This window comes from Cupriavidus gilardii (assembly GCF_013314895.1).
Lineage (GTDB): Bacteria > Pseudomonadota > Gammaproteobacteria > Burkholderiales > Burkholderiaceae > Cupriavidus > Cupriavidus gilardii_C.
Window position 1 is genome coordinate 57,540 of the sequence record NZ_JABTYE010000025.1, and the last position, 16,082, is coordinate 73,621.

The following is a 16,082-nucleotide window of genomic DNA, read 5'->3' on the forward strand; positions in this document are numbered from 1 at the left end:
GATGCAAGTCATTCTGCTGGAAAAAGTCGTCAACCTGGGCAACCTGGGTGACATCGTTCGCGTCAAGGATGGTTACGCCCGTAACTTCCTGATCCCGTCCAAGCGTGCCCGCCGCGCCACGCAGACCGCCATCGCCGAGTTCGAGGCCAAGCGCGCCGAGCTGGAAAAGGCCGCCGCCGAGAAGCTGGCCGCCGCGCAAGCCGAAGGCGAGAAGCTGAACGGTCTGACCGTTCAGATCACGCAGAAGTCGGGCGTGGACGGCCGTCTGTTCGGCTCGGTGACCAACGCCGACATCGCCGAAGCGCTGGCTGGCCAGGGCTTCAAGGTCGAGAAGGCGCAGGTTCGTCTGCCGAACGGTCCGCTGAAGATGGTCGGCGACTACCCGATCAGCGTGTCGCTGCACACGGACGTCGCGGTCGACATCACCGTCTCGGTGCTGGGCGAGCACGTCTAAGCTTGCCGGCCGCGCTGGCGCGACATCGGTTCGCGCCGCCGCGGCTCGGTCAGGCCAGCAAGAAGGCAGGAGAGGCTGACAGCCCCTTCTGCCTTTTTTCTTTGCTGCCTTTTTCCTTGCATCGCACGCACCCATGCGCGCGACGCCCACGGCGCCACCATTGCCCGGATCATCCGCCGCCCATCGCCGCCCGAGAATCGCTCGGCCATGCGCGGGCAGGCCGCTATAATTGCCCCCCATGAACGCGCCCGTCGCCGATCCCCAACTCGACAATCTCAAAGTCCCTCCGCATTCCATCGAGGCCGAGCAATCGGTGCTGGGTGGCCTGCTGCTGGATAACGCGGCCTGGGACCGCATCGCCGATTTCCTGTCCGAGGCGGATTTCTATCGCTACGATCACCGGGTGATCTTCCAGTGCATCGCGCGGTTGATCTCGGACACCAAGCCGGCCGACGTGATCACGGTCTACGAGATGCTGCAGGTCGCCGGCAAGGCGGAGGAGGTCGGCGGTCTCGCGTATCTGAATTCGCTGGCGCAGAACACGCCGAGCGCGGCCAATATCCGCCGCTACGCGGAGATCGTCCGCGAGCGTTCGGTGCTGCGCAAGCTCGTCACGGTGGCCGACGATATCGCGACCTCGGCCTTCGCGCCGAAGGGCCGCGAGGTGCGCGAGCTGCTGGACGAGGCCGAATCGAAGGTGTTCGCGATCGCCGAGGAAGGCTCGCGCGGGCAGAAGGGCTTCCAGGAAATCCAGCCGCTGCTGACGCAGGTGGTCGAACGCATCGACGAGCTGTATCACCGCGACGCCAATACCGATGTCACCGGCGTACCCACGGGCTTCATCGATCTGGACCGGATGACCAGCGGCATGCAGCCGGGCGACCTGATCATCGTCGCAGGCCGTCCGTCGATGGGCAAGACCGCGTTCTCGCTGAATATCGGCGAGCACGTCGCGGTCGAGCAGGGCCTGCCGGTGGCGGTGTTCTCGATGGAAATGGCCGGCACGCAGCTGGCGATGCGTATGCTCGGCTCGGTGGGCCGGCTCGATCAGCACCGTCTGCGTACCGGGCGGCTGCTCGACGAGGATTGGCCGCGGCTGACGCATGCGATCCAGCGGATGAACGATGCGCAATTGTTCATCGACGAGACGCCGGCGCTGAACCCGATGGAGCTGCGCGCGCGTTCGCGCCGGCTGGCGCGGCAATGCGGCCAGCTGGGCCTGATCATCATCGACTATCTGCAGCTGATGTCGGGCTCGGGCGGCGGCGAAAACCGCGCCACCGAGATCTCCGAGATCTCGCGTTCGCTCAAGGGGCTGGCCAAGGAGCTCAACTGTCCGGTGATCGCGCTGTCGCAGCTGAACCGCAGCCTGGAGCAGCGTCCCAACAAGCGCCCGGTGATGTCCGACCTGCGCGAATCGGGCGCCATCGAGCAGGATGCCGACGTGATCCTGTTCATCTATCGCGACGAGGTCTACAACCCCGATTCGCAGGACAAGGGCACCGCCGAAATCATCATCGGCAAGCAGCGTAACGGTCCGATCGGCACCGTACGGCTGACTTTCCTGGGCCAGTTTACGAAGTTCGACAACTTCAGCGGCGGCCCGGCGTTCTTCGACAACGACACCTGACGCAGCCGGTGCGGCGCGGCGGCAGCGCGCCGCCGCGTTGCGCTACACAAAGCGTACGTCACGCGTTGACTACCCTGTAGAATATTGCTTTTCCGTGACAGCCGGCGGCGACGCCGGCTGTTGCGCAATCTCTCCCGCAATCCAGTTATTCCCAACGAGACGGCGCGCTCGCGCGCCGCGACAAGGAACAGCCATGTTCGGCCGATTCATGCCCACCGAGGGCAAGTTCTTCGAATACTTCAACCAGCACGCCGACTGCGCGGTCACCGCATCGCGCGAACTGGAAACGCTGATCAACGATCTCGGCAACGCCGAAGCCCATGCGCGGCGCGTGCAGGCCACCGAGAAGAAGGCGGACCGGATCACGCACGACACCATCGATCTGCTGCACAAGACATTCATCACGCCGCTCGACCGGGACGAGATCCACAAGCTGATCACGACCATGGACGACATCCTCGATCTGATGGAGGACGTGGCCGAGACCATCACGCTGTACGACGTCACCAGCCTGACCGACGAGGCCCGCAAGCTCGCCTCGATCTGCGTGCAGTGCTGCGAACTGGTCAAGATCGCAGTGGGCCTGCTCGAGGACATGGGCAACGCCAGCACGATCCTGAAGACGGCCCAGCAGATCGATCAGCTCGAATCCGAGGCTGACCGGTTGATGCGCGGGGCGATTTCCAAGCTGTTCCGCGACGAGACCGACGTCAAGCGGCTGATCAAGATGAAGGCCATCTTCGAGCAGCTCGAGACGATCACGGACAAGTGCGAGGACGTGGCCAACATCATCGAAGGCATCGTGCTGGAAAACGCCTGAGCGCGCCAACCGGAACTCCGCATGCAGACTGTACAAATGAGCTTGTGGGTGATCGTCCTGCTGGTGACGCTCGCCTTGCTGTTCGACTTCATGAACGGCTTTCACGACGCCGCGAACTCGATCGCGACCGTGGTGTCGACCGGCGTGCTCAAGCCCCATCACGCAGTGGCGCTGGCCGCCGTCTGCAACGTGATCGCGATCTTCGTGTTTCATCTGAAGGTAGCCGCCACCGTTGGCACCGGCACGATCGACGTCAATATCGTCGACCACTACGTGATATTCGGCGCGCTGGTCGGCGCCATCGCGTGGAACCTGATCACCTGGTATTACGGCATCCCGTCGTCGTCCTCGCATGCGCTGATTGGCGGCCTGGTCGGCGCCGCGGTGGCCAAGGCAGGCACCGGCGCGCTGGTGGCCAGCGGCCTGCTGAAGACCGTGGCCTTTATCCTGATCTCGCCGCTGATGGGCATGCTGCTCGGCTCGCTGCTGATGCTGGTGGTCGGCTGGACCTTCTTCCGCACGCCGCCGTCGCGGGTGGACCGCTGGTTCCGCCGGCTGCAGCTGGTGTCGGCCTCGCTCTATAGCCTGGGCCACGGCGGCAACGACGCGCAGAAGACCATCGGCATCATCTGGATGCTGCTGATCGCCAGCGGCCACGTTCTGCAGAGCGACAGCGCGCCGCCGACCTGGGTCATCGTCAGCTGCTATGTGGCGATCGGCATGGGCACGCTGTTCGGTGGCTGGCGTATCGTGCGGACCATGGGGCAGAAGATCACCAAGCTCAAGCCCGTGGGCGGCTTCTGCGCCGAGACGGGCGGGGCGATCTCGCTGTTCCTCGCTTCCACGCTGGGTGTGCCGGTCTCGACCACGCATACGATCACCGGCGCCATCGTCGGCGTCGGCACGGTGCGCAAGACCTCGGCGGTGCGTTGGGGCGTGGCCGGAAATATCGTCTGGGCGTGGGTGCTGACCATTCCGGCATCGGCGTTCATGTCGGCGATCGCATGGTGGATCGGGCGGCATCTGCTGTAACGCCGGCCCCGACAGGGCGATGGGCAACAGCAAAGGCCAGGCATCTGCCTGGCCTTTTCCTTTGGGGCTTCGACTGCGCGCCTGTGCCGACCCGCGCCGGATCAGCGATTGGCGAAGGCTGCGATCGGGTCGTCGTCTTCGGGCATCGGCGCCGGCGCGGGCGAAGGCGCGTTCGGCACCGATGGCGGTGAAGCCGGCACGGCGGGCGCGGCCCGCGGAACCGGCGTGCTGGGCGCGACCGGTACTGCGGCGCTCGCCACCCGTCGCGCGCCGTTGTAGCGCGACGCCCAGTACGGCTTGGTCATGTCCTCCAGCCGCACGGTGCCGCCGGTCGACGGCGCGTGAACGAAGCGGTTTTGCCCGACGTAGATGCCCACATGCGAGTTCGCGCGCCCGGTGGTGTTGAAGAACACCAGATCGCCCGAGGCGACCTGCTCCCGCTCGAGCGGCGTGCCCCGCGTGCCCATCGCCTCGGTGGTGCGCGGCAGATTGACGTTGGCCGCGCGCGCCACCACGTAGCGCACCAGACCGCTGCAGTCGAAGCCGGAATCGGGGGTGTTGCCGCCGTAACGGTAGGGCGTGCCGACCAGCGACATCGCCTGGATCGAGATCTCCTCCAGGCCGGCGCTCGGTTCGACCATCGGGGCGCGCGGCGCGCGGGCATGGCCACCATGACGCGAGGGTGGCGTGCTGGCGCAGGCGGCCAGCAGCAGGGCGAGGGCGCCCAGCAGCAGGGGGCGCGCACGAACGGTCGATGAAACAGGGCCGGTGCTTGTCGATCGCATGGGCTGGTGGGCCAGCCGGTGCGGTCCATCGACGCGCGCGGTGCCCTGCGCAGGGTCCGGATCGCTACCAGCGCATTTGCGCGTCGTAGGTACCGGTGCCGACGGTCATGGACTTGGGCTGGCCGTTGTAAGTGGCGTGCACATTGTAGCGGCCCTCCGGCGCCTTGATCAGGCAGCGCGGCCCTTCGGTGCGAAATCGCGCCACTTCGTGGCCTTCGCGCATCAGTCGGACCTCGACATCGGCCAGATACTCGCCGGTGGATCCCTGCGTAAACAGCACGCCCATATTGAACTGCTTCTGGCGCGCGGCCAGCCGCTGCTGTTCATCCTCGCCGACGCCCCCGCAGACATAGCTGACCGCACCGATGGTGCGGATCACCGGTTCGTTGACCGGCGGGGCGGCCACCGGCGCAGGGGCCGGCGACGGAGTGGCGACCGATGGCGGGGTCACGCCCGGCGCCGTCGAGCCCGGAGGCGGCGCCGCTCCCGGTTGCGACACGGCCTGCGCGCGCAGCAGGTCCGGCGCGCTGGCCGCGACCGCCGCCATCAGACAGGGGATCAGCGCGCCATGGACGCGCTGCCAGCGATAGACTCGCATCGCTTGCCTCCGTCCGCTCACAGCACGTCCGCCGCGTGGTCGGCCAGGCGGGAACGCTCGCCGCGGGCCAGCGTAATATGGCCGCTGTGACTCCAGCCCTTGAAGCGGTCCACCACGAAGGTCAGGCCCGACGAGCCTTCGGTCAGGTACGGCGTGTCGATCTGCGCGATGTTGCCCAGGCACACGATCTTGGTGCCCGGGCCCGCCCGCGTGACCAGTGTCTTCATCTGCTTGGGCGTCAGGTTCTGCGCCTCGTCGATGATGACGAACTTGTTGACGAAGGTGCGGCCGCGCATGAAGTTCATGCTCTTGACCTTGATGCGCGAGCGGATCAGTTCCTGCGTGGCGGCGCGCCCCCATTCGCCGGCGCTGTCGTCGCTCTTCTGCAGCACCTCGAGGTTGTCGTCGAAGGCGCCCATCCACGGCTGCATCTTCTCTTCCTCGGTGCCGGGCAGGAAGCCGATGTCCTCGCCGACCGGCACGGTGGCGCGCGTGACGATGATCTCGTTGTACAGCTTCTGATCCAGCACCTGCTCGAGCCCCGCGGCCAGCGCCAGCAGCGTCTTGCCGGTGCCGGCCTGGCCGAGCAGCGTGACGAAGTCGATGTCGGGGTTCATCAGCAGGTTCAGCGCGAAGTTCTGCTCGCGGTTGCGCGCGGTCACGCTCCAGACGTTGTTCTTGTGGTGCGTGTAGTCCTTCAGCGTCTGCAGCAGGGCGGTCTTGCCGTTGATCTCCTTGACCTGCGCGTACAGCGGCAGGCTGCCGTCCATCGGCTCGAGGTAGACGAACTGGTTGACCAGGAACGAGGGCACCAGCGGGCCGGTCAGCCGGTAGAACATCGCACCGGTCTTCGGGTCCTGCCAGCTCTCGACGCCCTTGCCGTGTTTGGCCCAGAAATCGTTGGGCAGCACCATCACGCCCGAGTACAGCAGGTCCTTGTCCTCGAGGACCTGGTCGTTGAAATAGTCCTCGGCCGGCAGGCCCAGCGCCCGGGCCTTGATCCGCATGTTGATGTCCTTGGACACCAGCACGACGTCGCGCTCGGGATGCTGCTGCCGCAGCGCGCTGACCACCGCCAGGATCTGGTTGTCGGCCTTGCCCTCGGGCAGGCCTTCGGGCAGCTTGGTGTCGTTCAGGCGGGTCTGGAAGAACAGCGTTCCCTGCGCGTCGCGGTTGCCCAGCTTGGCCAGCGGCAACCCCTCGTCGAGCACGCCGTCGGTGCCGGCCACCAGTGCGTCGAGCGTGCGGCTGACCGCGCGCGCGTTGCGGGCGACTTCGCTCATGCCCTTCTTGTGGTTGTCCAGCTCTTCGAGCGTCATCATCGGCAGATAGATGTCGTGCTCTTCGAAGCGGAACAGCGAGGTCGGATCGTGCATCAGCACATTGGTGTCGAGCACGAACAGCTTGGCGGGGCCGGTGTCCTTGCGCTGCCGGCGGCTGGTGGTAGCGGTCGTGCTCTTGACCAGCGACACCGGCGACGTCGGCGTGGTCGACACCGGCGCGCTCGGCATGTCTTTCGAACGGGCGCGTGTGCCGGCGGCACGGGCCTCCACCGCGGGCGCGGCGGCTTCGCTCGGTCCGCTTTCAAGCAGGGCCACGCGTTCCAGGGCCGGAACGGGCTTCTTTGCCTGCGTCGCGGACTTCGGCAACCTTGCAACCGGAGCGAACTCGCTCGGGTCCAGCAGTTGTGCAGGCTTGGCGGGCATGGTCGGCAGCGGCATGCTGGGCGTTCCTTTCAGGGGGAGGGGAAAAGGGGCGGGGCCGCGCACAGACGAAAAAGCCGCCGGGCCCGTTGAGCGGGCGAGGCGGCTTGTCTTGTGCGGGCGGGCGACACGGCAGTTCTGCTACCGGCCCTGGGCATCGTGCGCCTGGGCCGGAGGGGAGAAGCAGCGTGGCAATCAGAATCTGAACTCATTACGGGGCAATGTATCCGAACGATTTCCGTTTGGCAATTGCCCGGTGAAGGTCACATCGCGCGCACCAGTTCGAGCACTTCGTCGACGTGGCTAGGTACCTTGATGCCGCGCAGTTCATGGCGCAGCTTGCCCTTGCCGTCGATCACGAAGGTGCTGCGCTCGATGCCGCGCACTTCCTTGCCATAGAGCTTTTTCATCTTGATGACATCGAACATCTGGCACAGCGCCTCGTCCGCATCGGAGATCAGTTCGAACGGCAGCTCCAGCTTGGCCTTGAAGTTCTCGTGCGACTTCATGCTGTCGCGCGAGACGCCGAACACCACCGCGCCGGCGGCCTCGAAGGCCTCGTGCTGATCGCGGAAGTCCATCGCCTCGTTGGTGCAGCCGGGGGTGTTGTCCTTCGGATAGAAGTACAGCACCACCGTCTTGCCGCGCTGGTCGGCGAGGCGGAAGGTGCCGCCGGTGGCCGGTGCGCTGAAATCGGGAACGGCCTGGTTGAGACTGACTGTCATTCTTGTGGCTCCTGGAGGAAGCGGCGCTGGGAAAATAGGCTTGCCGTCGTCTTTCCCCGCCCGGGATCGGGCAAATGCTGGCGCCGCGCGCGGCGGGCGGGGATGGCGGGCATGGCCGTGCTCACGGCAAATGAGGGCGCGTCGGCATAGTTCAAGCGTGGCGTCGGGCAGACATCGGGCGACCGTGGCGCGGCCGGTTCAACCGCCCTCGGGCGCGTCTTCGAGCAGCAGCACCGCGGCCACCTTGCGGCCTTCGGCCATCAGGATGTTGTAGGTGCGGCAGGCCGCCGGCATGTCCATCGCATCGACGCCGATATGGCGGCGGGACAGGGCCGCGGTCAGGCGTGGGTGCGGAAAGCGCAGGCGGTCGCCGGTGCCCAGCAGCACCACTTCGGGGGCATGGTCCAGCAGCCCCTCGAACTGGTCGGGGGCCAGGTCCTCGAAGCGCCGGACCGGCCAGGGCCGCACCTCGCCTTCGGGCATCACCAGCACGGAGCTGGTGTAGCGCACCTTGTTGATCTCGATATAGCCCGGACCATACGCCGTGACGGTGTTCATGGCGTTGGGCTGGTCGGCATGGAGTTTCACGGGGGAACCTTACGGGGAGACGGGTCGGGGAGCTTGTCAGGGAAGCGGCGGCGGGGAAGGCGCGGACCGGGGCGGTGGCGAGCGCGGTCTGGCCGCGCTGCATCGCAAGATCCCTGCCGAAGTCTGTCATAATCCGCTAAATTATAGCCTTTGCCTTCCTGCCGGCCGCGCTGCCTTCGCATCGCCCCGCAGTGCAGCGAAGCGCGCTCCGGACGACCCCCTGTTCCACGCAGATTCCCTGTTCGCCGCCGCACGAACCGGCGGCTCCTTGCTCCTTTTGTCTCTGCCAGACTCCTGCCCGACCACGCCGTGAAACCGATCCAGAAATCCAACAAGCTGAACAACGTCTGCTACGACATCCGCGGCCCGGTGCTGGAGAAGGCCAAGCAGATGGAGGAAGAAGGGCACAAGATCATCAAGCTCAATATCGGCAACCTGGCCGTGTTCGGCTTCGATGCGCCGGAGGAGATCCAGCAGGACATGATGCGCAACCTGCCGAACTCGGCGGGCTACTCGGATTCGAAGGGCATCTTCGCCGCCCGCAAGGCGATCATGCACTACACCCAGCAGAAGAACATCCACGGCGTCGGCCTGGACGACATCTACGTCGGCAACGGCGCGTCCGAGCTGATCGTGATGTCGATGAACGCGCTGCTGAACAACGGCGACGAGGTGCTGGTCCCCTCGCCGGACTACCCGCTGTGGACCGCCGCGGTCAGCCTGTCGGGCGGCACGCCGGTGCACTATGTCTGCGACGAGGCCAACGAATGGATGCCGGACCTGGACGACATCCGCGCGAAGATCACGCCGAACACCAAGGCCATCGTCGTGATCAACCCGAACAACCCCACCGGGGCGCTGTACTCGGACGAACTGCTGCGCGAGATCGTCGCGATCGCGCGCCAGCACGGGCTGATCATCTTCGCCGACGAGATCTACGACAAGGTGCTGTACGACGGCCATACGCACACGTCGATCGCCGCGCTGTCGACCGACGTGCTGACGGTGACCTTCAACGGCCTGTCGAAGAACTACCGCTCGTGCGGCTACCGCGCCGGCTGGATGGTGGTGTCGGGCGACAAGCGGCCCGCGCACGACTATATCGAGGGCCTGAACATGCTGTCGTCGATGCGCCTGTGTGCCAACGTGCCGGGCCAGTGGGCGATCCAGACCGCGCTGGGCGGCTATCAGAGCATCAACGACCTGGTGGCCGAGGGCGGGCGCCTGCGCCGCCAGCGCGACCTGGCCTACGAACTGATCACGCAGATCCCCGGCATTACCTGCGTCAAGCCGAAGGCGGCGCTGTACCTGTTCCCCAGGCTCGACCTGTCGATGTATCCGATCCAGGACGACCAGGAATTCATCTACGAGCTGCTGCAGGAATCGAAGGTGCTGCTGGTGCAGGGCAGCGGCTTCAACTGGGCCAAGCCCGACCATTTCCGCATCGTCTTCCTGCCGCACGAAGAGGATCTGCGCGAGGCCATCGGCCGTGTCGGCCGCTTCCTCGAGTCCTATCGAAAACGACACGGCGCGGCGGCCTGACTGACTCGCTCAGTGCGGCTGCGGCCGGCTCCGGAACCACGCACCGCTGCGCTCATCAATTTGCAAACTGGAATCTGATTGACCATGAACCCCATCAAAGTAGGCCTGCTCGGCATCGGTACCGTCGGTAGCGGCACGTTCGACGTGCTCAAGCGCAACCAGGAGGAGATTCGCCGCCGTGCGGGCCGTGGCATCGAGATTACGATGGTGGCGGACCTGAACACCGAGCGCGCGCGCGAACTGACCGGTGGCAAGGTCGAGGTGGTGGCCGATGCGCGCGAGGTGGTGGCGCATCCCGACATCGATATCGTGGTCGAACTGATCGGCGGCTATGGCATCGCGCGCGAGCTGGTGCTGCAGGCGATCGCCAACGGCAAGCATGTGGTCACCGCCAACAAGGCGCTGCTGGCCGTGCACGGCAACGAGATCTTCGAGGCCGCCCGCAGCAAGGGCGTGATGGTCGCGTTCGAGGCCGCGGTGGCCGGCGGCATCCCCATCATCAAGGCGCTGCGCGAGGGCCTGAGCGCCAACCGCATCCAGTGGATCGCCGGCATCATCAACGGCACCACCAACTTCATCCTGTCGGAGATGCGCGACAAGGGCCTGGACTTCGACACCGTGCTGAAGGAAGCCCAGCAGCTGGGCTACGCCGAGGCCGATCCGACCTTCGACATCGAAGGCATCGACGCCGCGCACAAGATCACGCTGATGAGCGCGATCGCCTTCGGCATGCCGGTGCAGTTCGACAAGACCCACGTCGAGGGCATCACGCGCCTGTCCGCGATCGACATCCAGTACGCCGAGGAACTGGGCTACCGCATCAAGCTGCTGGGCCTGACCCGCCGCCGCGAGGACGGCATCGAGCTGCGCGTGCATCCGACGCTGGTGCCGGCCTCGCGCCTGATCGCCAACGTCGAGGGCGCGATGAACGCCGTGCTGGTGCAGGGCGACGCGGTCGGTGCCACGCTGTACTACGGCAAGGGCGCCGGCGCCGAGCCGACCGCCTCGGCAGTGATCGCCGATCTGGTCGACGTGACGCGCCTGCATACCGCCGATCCGGAACATCGCGTGCCGCATCTGGCGTTCCAGCCGGACGAGCTGTCCAGCGTACCGGTGCTGCCGATCGAGGAAGTCACCAGCAGCTACTATCTGCGCATGCGCGTGTCGGACCAGACCGGCGTGCTGGCCGACATCACCCGCATCCTGGCCGATTCGGGCATCTCGATCGACGCGATGCTGCAGAAGGAGTCGCGCGAGGGCGAGCCGCAGACCGATATCATCATGCTGTCGCACCTGGCGCGCGAGAAGCAGATCAATGCCGCCATCGCCAGGATCGAGGCGCTGCCGACGGTGCTGTCGGGCGTCACCCGCCTGCGCATGGAAGAACTGAACTGAAGCCTTGCCGATGGCCGCGCCGCCGCCCGAACCGGGGCGGGGCACGGCCCGGCGGCCACCATCACGATGAACTACAAGTCGACCCGCGGCCATGACGTGCCGCAAACCTTCTCCGAGATCCTGCTGGGCGGCCTGGCGCCGGACGGCGGCCTGTATCTGCCGCAGCAATATCCGCAGATCAGCGCCGACGAGCTCGAGTCGTGGCGCAAGCTGTCGTACGCGGATCTGGCCTACGAGATCCTGGCCAGGTTCTGCGACGACATTCCGGCCGAGGACCTGCGCGCGCTGACGCGCAAGACCTATACCGCCGACGTCTATTGCAACGCGCGCGCCGGCGACAACACCGCCGACATCACGCCGCTGCGCAAGCTGGGCGACGAGGCGGGCGCGCCGCTGTATCTGCTCGGCCTGTCCAACGGCCCGACGCTGGCGTTCAAGGACATGGCGATGCAGCTGCTGGGCAATCTGTTCGAGTACGCGCTGGCGCGTGCCGGACAGGAGCTCAATATCCTGGGCGCGACGTCGGGCGACACCGGCAGCGCGGCCGAATACGCGATGCGCGGCAAGCGCGGCATCCGCGTGTTCATGCTGAGCCCGCACAGGAAGATGAGCGCGTTCCAGACCGCGCAGATGTTCAGCCTGCAGGACCCGAACATCTTCAACCTGGCGGTGCAGGGCGTGTTCGACGACTGCCAGGACATCGTCAAGGCAGTGTCCAACGATCTCGAATTCAAGTCGCGCCAGAAGATCGGCACGGTCAATTCGATCAACTGGGCGCGCGTGGTCGCGCAGGTGGTCTACTACTTCAAGGGCTGGCTGCTGGCCACCGATGGTCCGGGCCAGAAGGTCTCGTTCTGCGTGCCGTCCGGCAACTTCGGCAACGTCTGCGCCGGCCATATCGCGCGGATGATGGGTTTGCCGATCGACAAGCTGGTGGTCGCGACCAACGAGAACGACGTGCTCGACGAATTCTTCCGCACCGGCATCTATCGCGTGCGCAAGGCGGCCGAGACCTATCACACGTCCAGCCCCAGCATGGACATCTCGAAGGCGTCGAACTTCGAGCGCTTCATCTTCGATCTGCTGGGCCAGGATGCCGGCAAGCTGGCGCAGCTGTTCCGCGACGTCGACACCAAGGGCGGCTTCGATCTGTCCGGCACGCCGGACTACGAGCGCATCCGCCAGTTCGGTTTCGTCTCGGGCCGCAGCACGCACGAGGACCGCGTGGCGACCATCCGCGATCTGTCGTCGCGCTACGGCATCACCATCGATACCCACACCGCCGACGGCGTCAAGGTCGCGCGCGAGCACCTGTCGGCCGGTACGCCGATGGTGGTGCTGGAAACCGCGCTGCCGGCCAAGTTCGCCGACACCATCCGCGAGGCGCTGGGCCGCGAGCCCGAGCGGCCGGCGGCCTTCGAGGGCATCGAGGCGCTGCCGCAGCGTTTCGAGGTGATGCCGGCCGACGCCGCGCAGGTCAAGGCGTATATCGCCCGGCATACCGGGCTGTAATCCGGCGATCATCCCGCCGCGCCGGCCTGCGCGGCGGCCGCCGAATCATTACAATCCGCTCAGTACCATCTGAATCCGCCGCTTGCGGCCGTGGCCGGTCCCGCCGCAAGCGCCGCCTCGCGCAGGCGGGGCCTGTCCGGACACTGCGTTCCCGCCTGCGCGGGCCGCGACGACAACGCACCTCGCATGGAAAACCGTCCCCCGATGCTGACCCTGGCGCAGGCGCTCGACGCGCTGCTGGCCGGCGCGCAGCCGATCACCGAAAGCGAACGCGTCGATACGCTGCAGGCCAATGGCCGCGTGCTGGCCCAGCCGGTCGCCAGCACGCTCGACGTTCCGCCCGCCGACAACACGTCGATGGACGGCTACGCGCTGCGCTGCGCCGACGTGCCGATGCCCGGCGCGCGGCTGCGGGTCGCCCAGCGCATTCCTGCCGGCCATGTCGGCGTGCCGCTCGAACCCGGTACCGCCGCGCGCATCTTTACCGGCGGGCTGATTCCGGCTGGCGCCGACGCGGTCGTGATGCAGGAGCAGTGCCAGGCCGATGGCGATTTCGTCGTGGTCAACCACGCTCCCGGGCCCGGCGAGTGGATCCGCCGTGCCGGCGAGGACATCATGGCCGGCGCCGTGATCCTGTCGGCCGGTTCGCGGCTGACGCCGCAAGCGCTGGGCCTGGCCGCCTCGGTCGGCCAGGCGCAGGTCGAGGTGGTGAGGCGCCCGCGCGTGGCGGTGTTCTTCACCGGCGACGAGCTGGCGATGCCGGGCGAGCCGTTGAAGCCGGGTGCGATCTACAACTCGAACCGCTTCACGCTGCGCGGTCTGCTGGAAAACCTCGGCTGCGAGGTCACCGATTTCGGCATCGTGCCCGACACGCTGGACGCCACGCGCGACACGCTGCGGCGCGCGGCGCAGGGCCACGATCTGATCCTGACCTCGGGCGGCGTCTCGGTCGGCGAGGAAGACCATATCAAGCCGGCGGTGCAGGCCGAAGGGCGGCTGGACCTGTGGCAGATCGCGATCAAGCCGGGCAAGCCGCTGGCCTTCGGCCATGTGTCGCGCGGCGGTGCCGGCGGCGCTACCAATACAGCCGATACAGCCGATACAGCCGATACAGCCGATACAGCCAGCGTCGCCGACAGCGCGGCCTTCCTCGGCCTGCCCGGCAATCCGGTGTCGAGCTTCGTGACCTTCCTGCTGTTCGTGCGTCCGTTCATCCTGCGCATGCAGGGCGTGACCGACGTCGCGCCGCGGCGCATTCCGATGCGGGCCGACTTCGACCTGACCAAGTTCGATCGCCGCAACGAGTTCCTGCGCGTGAAGATCAACGAAGGCGGCGGGCTGGACCTGTTCCCCAACCAGAGCTCGGGCGTGCTGACCTCGACGGTCTGGGGCGACGGCCTGGTCGACAATCCGCCCAACCAGCCGATCCGGCGCGGCGACATCGTGTCGTTCCTGCCGTTTGCCAATCTGCTCGCCTAGCCGGTGGCGCGCATCCAGGCAGCGGGCGCAGGTCATGGCAGCACAGAGAAGAGGGTAGCGATGCAGATCGAATTGCGGTTCTTCGCCAGCGTACGCGAGCAACTGGGCGTGGCCCAGGAGCGCGTCGAACTGCCGGACACGGTCACGACCGTGGGCCAGGTGAGGCAGTGGCTGCGCGAGCGCGGCGGCGTCTGGCAGGAGGCGCTGGCCGAGGGCCGGGCGTTGCGGATGGCGGTGAACCATGCGGTCGCGCGCGCCGATACCGCGGTGGGCGAGGGCAGCGAAGTGGCCTTCTTCCCGCCGGTGACCGGAGGCTGAGATGAGCGTCAGGGTACAGCGCGAGGATTTCGACCTGGGCGCCGAGGTGGCGGCCCTGCGTGTGGGGCGTCCCGGCATCGGCGCGGTGGCCAGCTTTATCGGCACGGTCCGCGACGTCAACGACGGCAGCCCGGTGCAGGCGATGGAGCTCGAGCACTATCCCGGCATGACCGAGAAGGCGCTGGAGCGGATCGAGGCGGTCGCACGCGAGCGCTGGGCGCTCGAAGGCGTCACCATCATCCACCGCGTCGGCCCCTTGCAGCCGCAGGACCAGATCGTGCTGGTGGCGGTGGCCTCGGCCCATCGCGGCAATGCCTTCGCCGCCTGCGAATTCATCATGGACTATCTGAAGTCCGAGGCGCCGTTCTGGAAGAAGGAATCGACGCCTGAGGGGGCGCGCTGGGTCGACGCCCGTGTCACCGACGAGGCCGCGCTGGCGCGCTGGGGCGTGCGTTCGCTCAATGCCAGCGGCGATGCCGGCGAGGGGGAGGGCACGGCCGGAGCCCCGGCTTGAGCCCGCTGGGCTTTGTCGCGGTCGGCGTCGGTGCGGCGATCGGCGCCTGGCTGCGCTGGCTGTTTTCGCTGCTGTGGAATGCCGCGAACCCCGCGCTGCCCTATGGCACGCTGGCGTCCAATCTGCTGGGCGGCTTCCTGATCGGCGTCGCGGTCGGCTTCTTCGATGCCCATGCCTCGCTGCCGCCGGCCTGGCGTCTGCTGGTGATCACCGGTTTCCTCGGCGGACTGACTACCTTCTCCACCTTTTCCAGCGAGCTGACGGCCAATCTGCTGGCCGGCAACTACGGCGCCGCGGCGCTGCACGTCATGCTGCACCTCGGCGGTTCGCTGCTGCTGACGCTGTTCGGGCTGTGGAGTTATCGGGCGCTGGCCTGAGCCGAAGTCTCCGCGGTCATCTCCCCATCCTCCCCCGATGATCCGCCGATCATCCTCAGCAAGGCAGCGTTGAACGCCTGCGGCCGCTCCATGTGCGGGCTGTGGCCTGCCGCCGGAATCGTCGCCACCCGCAGCGCCGGTTGCAGCGCCGCGGTCGCCGCGGCCAGCGCAGGCCGGTAGAGCCGGCTGCGTTCCCCATACAGGCAGAACAGCGGCATCGTGGCCGCGCGCAGCATCGGCCGATAGTCCTGCCGCGACATGTCGAGCCATAGCTCGGCCAGCACGCCGGCGTCGCACCCCATCATGCCTTCGCGCAGCACCGCGGCTTCGCGCGTCGGCGCTTCGGTGCCTTCGGCCCACAGACCGGTGGCCACCAGCGGCACCATGCCGTGCCAGTAGCGCCGCACGCGTGCCGCCATCTGGACGGCGTCGGCGGCGGCGTAGTGCCCGTGCAAGCCATGTTCCCAGTCGGTCCCGGTCACCAGCCGCGGTGTCATGTCGATCGCGCCAATCATCGCGACCCGTGCCGCCAGCCACTGCCGCGACCGTCTGCGAAGCAGTTCCCAGGCGACCATCGCGCCCATCGACCAGCCGGCCACCACGGCGTCGC

Annotated in this window: 17 protein-coding genes; 11 read left to right on the forward strand and 6 right to left on the reverse strand. The window is 67.0% G+C overall.

Going from position 1 to position 16,082, the window contains the following annotated elements; genetic code table 11:
- Window position 1 precedes the first annotated feature (1 nt).
- The 4 genes from rplI to HTY53_RS20840 all read left to right on the forward strand — a co-directional run bounded on the left by rplI (window position 2) and on the right by HTY53_RS20840 (window position 3,936).
- Window positions 2-454, forward strand: coding sequence for a 50S ribosomal protein L9 (rplI, locus tag HTY53_RS20825; RefSeq protein WP_174108464.1), 453 nt, complete (start codon window positions 2-4; stop codon window positions 452-454).
- Between the two features lie 238 nt (window positions 455-692).
- Window positions 693-2,084 (forward strand): replicative DNA helicase, encoded by a 1,392-nt coding sequence (locus HTY53_RS20830; RefSeq protein ID WP_174108465.1) that lies wholly within the window; start codon window positions 693-695, stop codon window positions 2,082-2,084.
- Between the two features lie 193 nt (window positions 2,085-2,277).
- Window positions 2,278-2,904: a DUF47 domain-containing protein gene (locus tag HTY53_RS20835; RefSeq protein WP_006575384.1), complete on the forward strand. Its 627-nt coding sequence runs from the start codon at window positions 2,278-2,280 to the stop codon at window positions 2,902-2,904.
- Between the two features lie 21 nt (window positions 2,905-2,925).
- Window positions 2,926-3,936, forward strand: a complete 1,011-nt coding sequence (locus HTY53_RS20840; RefSeq protein WP_174108466.1) for an inorganic phosphate transporter — start codon at window positions 2,926-2,928, stop codon at window positions 3,934-3,936.
- Between the two features lie 101 nt (window positions 3,937-4,037).
- On the opposite strand, the gene HTY53_RS20845 is transcribed toward HTY53_RS20840, so the two are convergent.
- From HTY53_RS20845 to HTY53_RS20865, 5 genes are all read right to left on the reverse strand, one after another.
- Window positions 4,038-4,721 (reverse strand): C40 family peptidase, encoded by a 684-nt coding sequence (locus HTY53_RS20845; RefSeq protein ID WP_174108467.1) that lies wholly within the window; start codon window positions 4,719-4,721, stop codon window positions 4,038-4,040.
- A 64-nt stretch (window positions 4,722-4,785) separates the two neighbouring features.
- Window positions 4,786-5,319 carry a hypothetical protein gene (locus HTY53_RS20850; protein WP_174108468.1) on the reverse strand — a complete coding sequence of 178 codons (534 nt, stop codon included), beginning with the start codon at window positions 5,317-5,319 and terminating at the stop codon, window positions 4,786-4,788.
- 17 nt (window positions 5,320-5,336) lie between these two features.
- On the reverse strand, window positions 5,337-7,040 hold the full coding sequence (locus HTY53_RS20855; protein WP_174108469.1) for a PhoH family protein: 1,704 nt from the start codon (window positions 7,038-7,040) through the stop codon (window positions 5,337-5,339).
- 245 nt (window positions 7,041-7,285) lie between these two features.
- Window positions 7,286-7,747, reverse strand: coding sequence for a peroxiredoxin (locus tag HTY53_RS20860; RefSeq protein ID WP_174108470.1), 462 nt, complete (start codon window positions 7,745-7,747; stop codon window positions 7,286-7,288).
- 198 nt (window positions 7,748-7,945) lie between these two features.
- A complete protein-coding gene (locus HTY53_RS20865) occupies window positions 7,946-8,335 on the reverse strand; it encodes an Mth938-like domain-containing protein (RefSeq protein ID WP_174108471.1) in 390 nt (129 codons plus the stop codon).
- 309 nt (window positions 8,336-8,644) lie between these two features.
- Between HTY53_RS20865 and HTY53_RS20870 the strand changes: the two genes are divergently transcribed.
- The 7 genes from HTY53_RS20870 (at window position 8,645) to crcB (ending at window position 15,472) form a co-directional block, all read left to right on the forward strand.
- A complete protein-coding gene (locus HTY53_RS20870; protein ID WP_174108472.1) occupies window positions 8,645-9,877 on the forward strand; it encodes a pyridoxal phosphate-dependent aminotransferase in 1,233 nt (410 codons plus the stop codon).
- 84 nt (window positions 9,878-9,961) lie between these two features.
- The gene (locus HTY53_RS20875; protein ID WP_174108473.1) at window positions 9,962-11,272 is read left to right on the forward strand and encodes a homoserine dehydrogenase; all 1,311 of its coding nucleotides are present in this window, start codon (window positions 9,962-9,964) and stop codon (window positions 11,270-11,272) included.
- A 66-nt stretch (window positions 11,273-11,338) separates the two neighbouring features.
- Window positions 11,339-12,784: a threonine synthase gene (gene thrC / locus HTY53_RS20880; protein WP_174108474.1), complete on the forward strand. Its 1,446-nt coding sequence runs from the start codon at window positions 11,339-11,341 to the stop codon at window positions 12,782-12,784.
- A gap of 204 nt (window positions 12,785-12,988) precedes the next feature.
- Complete coding sequence (locus HTY53_RS20885; RefSeq protein WP_174108482.1) at window positions 12,989-14,263, forward strand: molybdopterin molybdotransferase MoeA; 1,275 nt, start codon at window positions 12,989-12,991, stop codon at window positions 14,261-14,263.
- A gap of 60 nt (window positions 14,264-14,323) precedes the next feature.
- Window positions 14,324-14,581, forward strand: a complete 258-nt coding sequence (gene moaD, locus HTY53_RS20890) for a molybdopterin converting factor subunit 1 (protein WP_174108475.1) — start codon at window positions 14,324-14,326, stop codon at window positions 14,579-14,581.
- Window position 14,582: 1 nt separating this feature from the next.
- Window positions 14,583-15,095, forward strand: coding sequence for a molybdopterin synthase catalytic subunit MoaE (moaE, locus tag HTY53_RS20895; RefSeq protein WP_174108476.1), 513 nt, complete (start codon window positions 14,583-14,585; stop codon window positions 15,093-15,095).
- Window positions 15,092-15,472: a fluoride efflux transporter CrcB gene (gene crcB, locus HTY53_RS20900; RefSeq protein ID WP_174108477.1), complete on the forward strand. Its 381-nt coding sequence runs from the start codon at window positions 15,092-15,094 to the stop codon at window positions 15,470-15,472. The genes moaE and crcB overlap by 4 nt, the downstream gene beginning before the upstream one ends.
- Here crcB and HTY53_RS20905 read toward each other — a convergent pair.
- The coding region (locus tag HTY53_RS20905; protein WP_174108478.1) for an alpha/beta fold hydrolase at window positions 15,454-16,082 on the reverse strand (629 nt) is incomplete at its 5' end. The two genes, crcB and HTY53_RS20905, sit on opposite strands and share 19 nt — an antisense overlap.

Coding starts and splice junctions, on each gene's coding strand:
- rplI (WP_174108464.1), top strand. CDS start 2: ATGCAAGTCATTCTGCTGGAAAAAGTCGTCAACCTGGGCAACCTGGGT.
- HTY53_RS20830 (WP_174108465.1), top strand. CDS start 693: ATGAACGCGCCCGTCGCCGATCCCCAACTCGACAATCTCAAAGTCCCT.
- HTY53_RS20835 (WP_006575384.1), top strand. CDS start 2,278: ATGTTCGGCCGATTCATGCCCACCGAGGGCAAGTTCTTCGAATACTTC.
- HTY53_RS20840 (WP_174108466.1), top strand. CDS start 2,926: ATGCAGACTGTACAAATGAGCTTGTGGGTGATCGTCCTGCTGGTGACG.
- HTY53_RS20845 (WP_174108467.1), bottom strand. CDS start 4,721: ATGCGATCGACAAGCACCGGCCCTGTTTCATCGACCGTTCGTGCGCGC.
- HTY53_RS20850 (WP_174108468.1), bottom strand. CDS start 5,319: ATGCGAGTCTATCGCTGGCAGCGCGTCCATGGCGCGCTGATCCCCTGT.
- HTY53_RS20855 (WP_174108469.1), bottom strand. CDS start 7,040: ATGCCGCTGCCGACCATGCCCGCCAAGCCTGCACAACTGCTGGACCCG.
- HTY53_RS20860 (WP_174108470.1), bottom strand. CDS start 7,747: ATGACAGTCAGTCTCAACCAGGCCGTTCCCGATTTCAGCGCACCGGCC.
- HTY53_RS20875 (WP_174108473.1), top strand. CDS start 9,962: ATGAACCCCATCAAAGTAGGCCTGCTCGGCATCGGTACCGTCGGTAGC.
- thrC (WP_174108474.1), top strand. CDS start 11,339: ATGAACTACAAGTCGACCCGCGGCCATGACGTGCCGCAAACCTTCTCC.
- HTY53_RS20885 (WP_174108482.1), top strand. CDS start 12,989: ATGCTGACCCTGGCGCAGGCGCTCGACGCGCTGCTGGCCGGCGCGCAG.
- moaD (WP_174108475.1), top strand. CDS start 14,324: ATGCAGATCGAATTGCGGTTCTTCGCCAGCGTACGCGAGCAACTGGGC.
- moaE (WP_174108476.1), top strand. CDS start 14,583: ATGAGCGTCAGGGTACAGCGCGAGGATTTCGACCTGGGCGCCGAGGTG.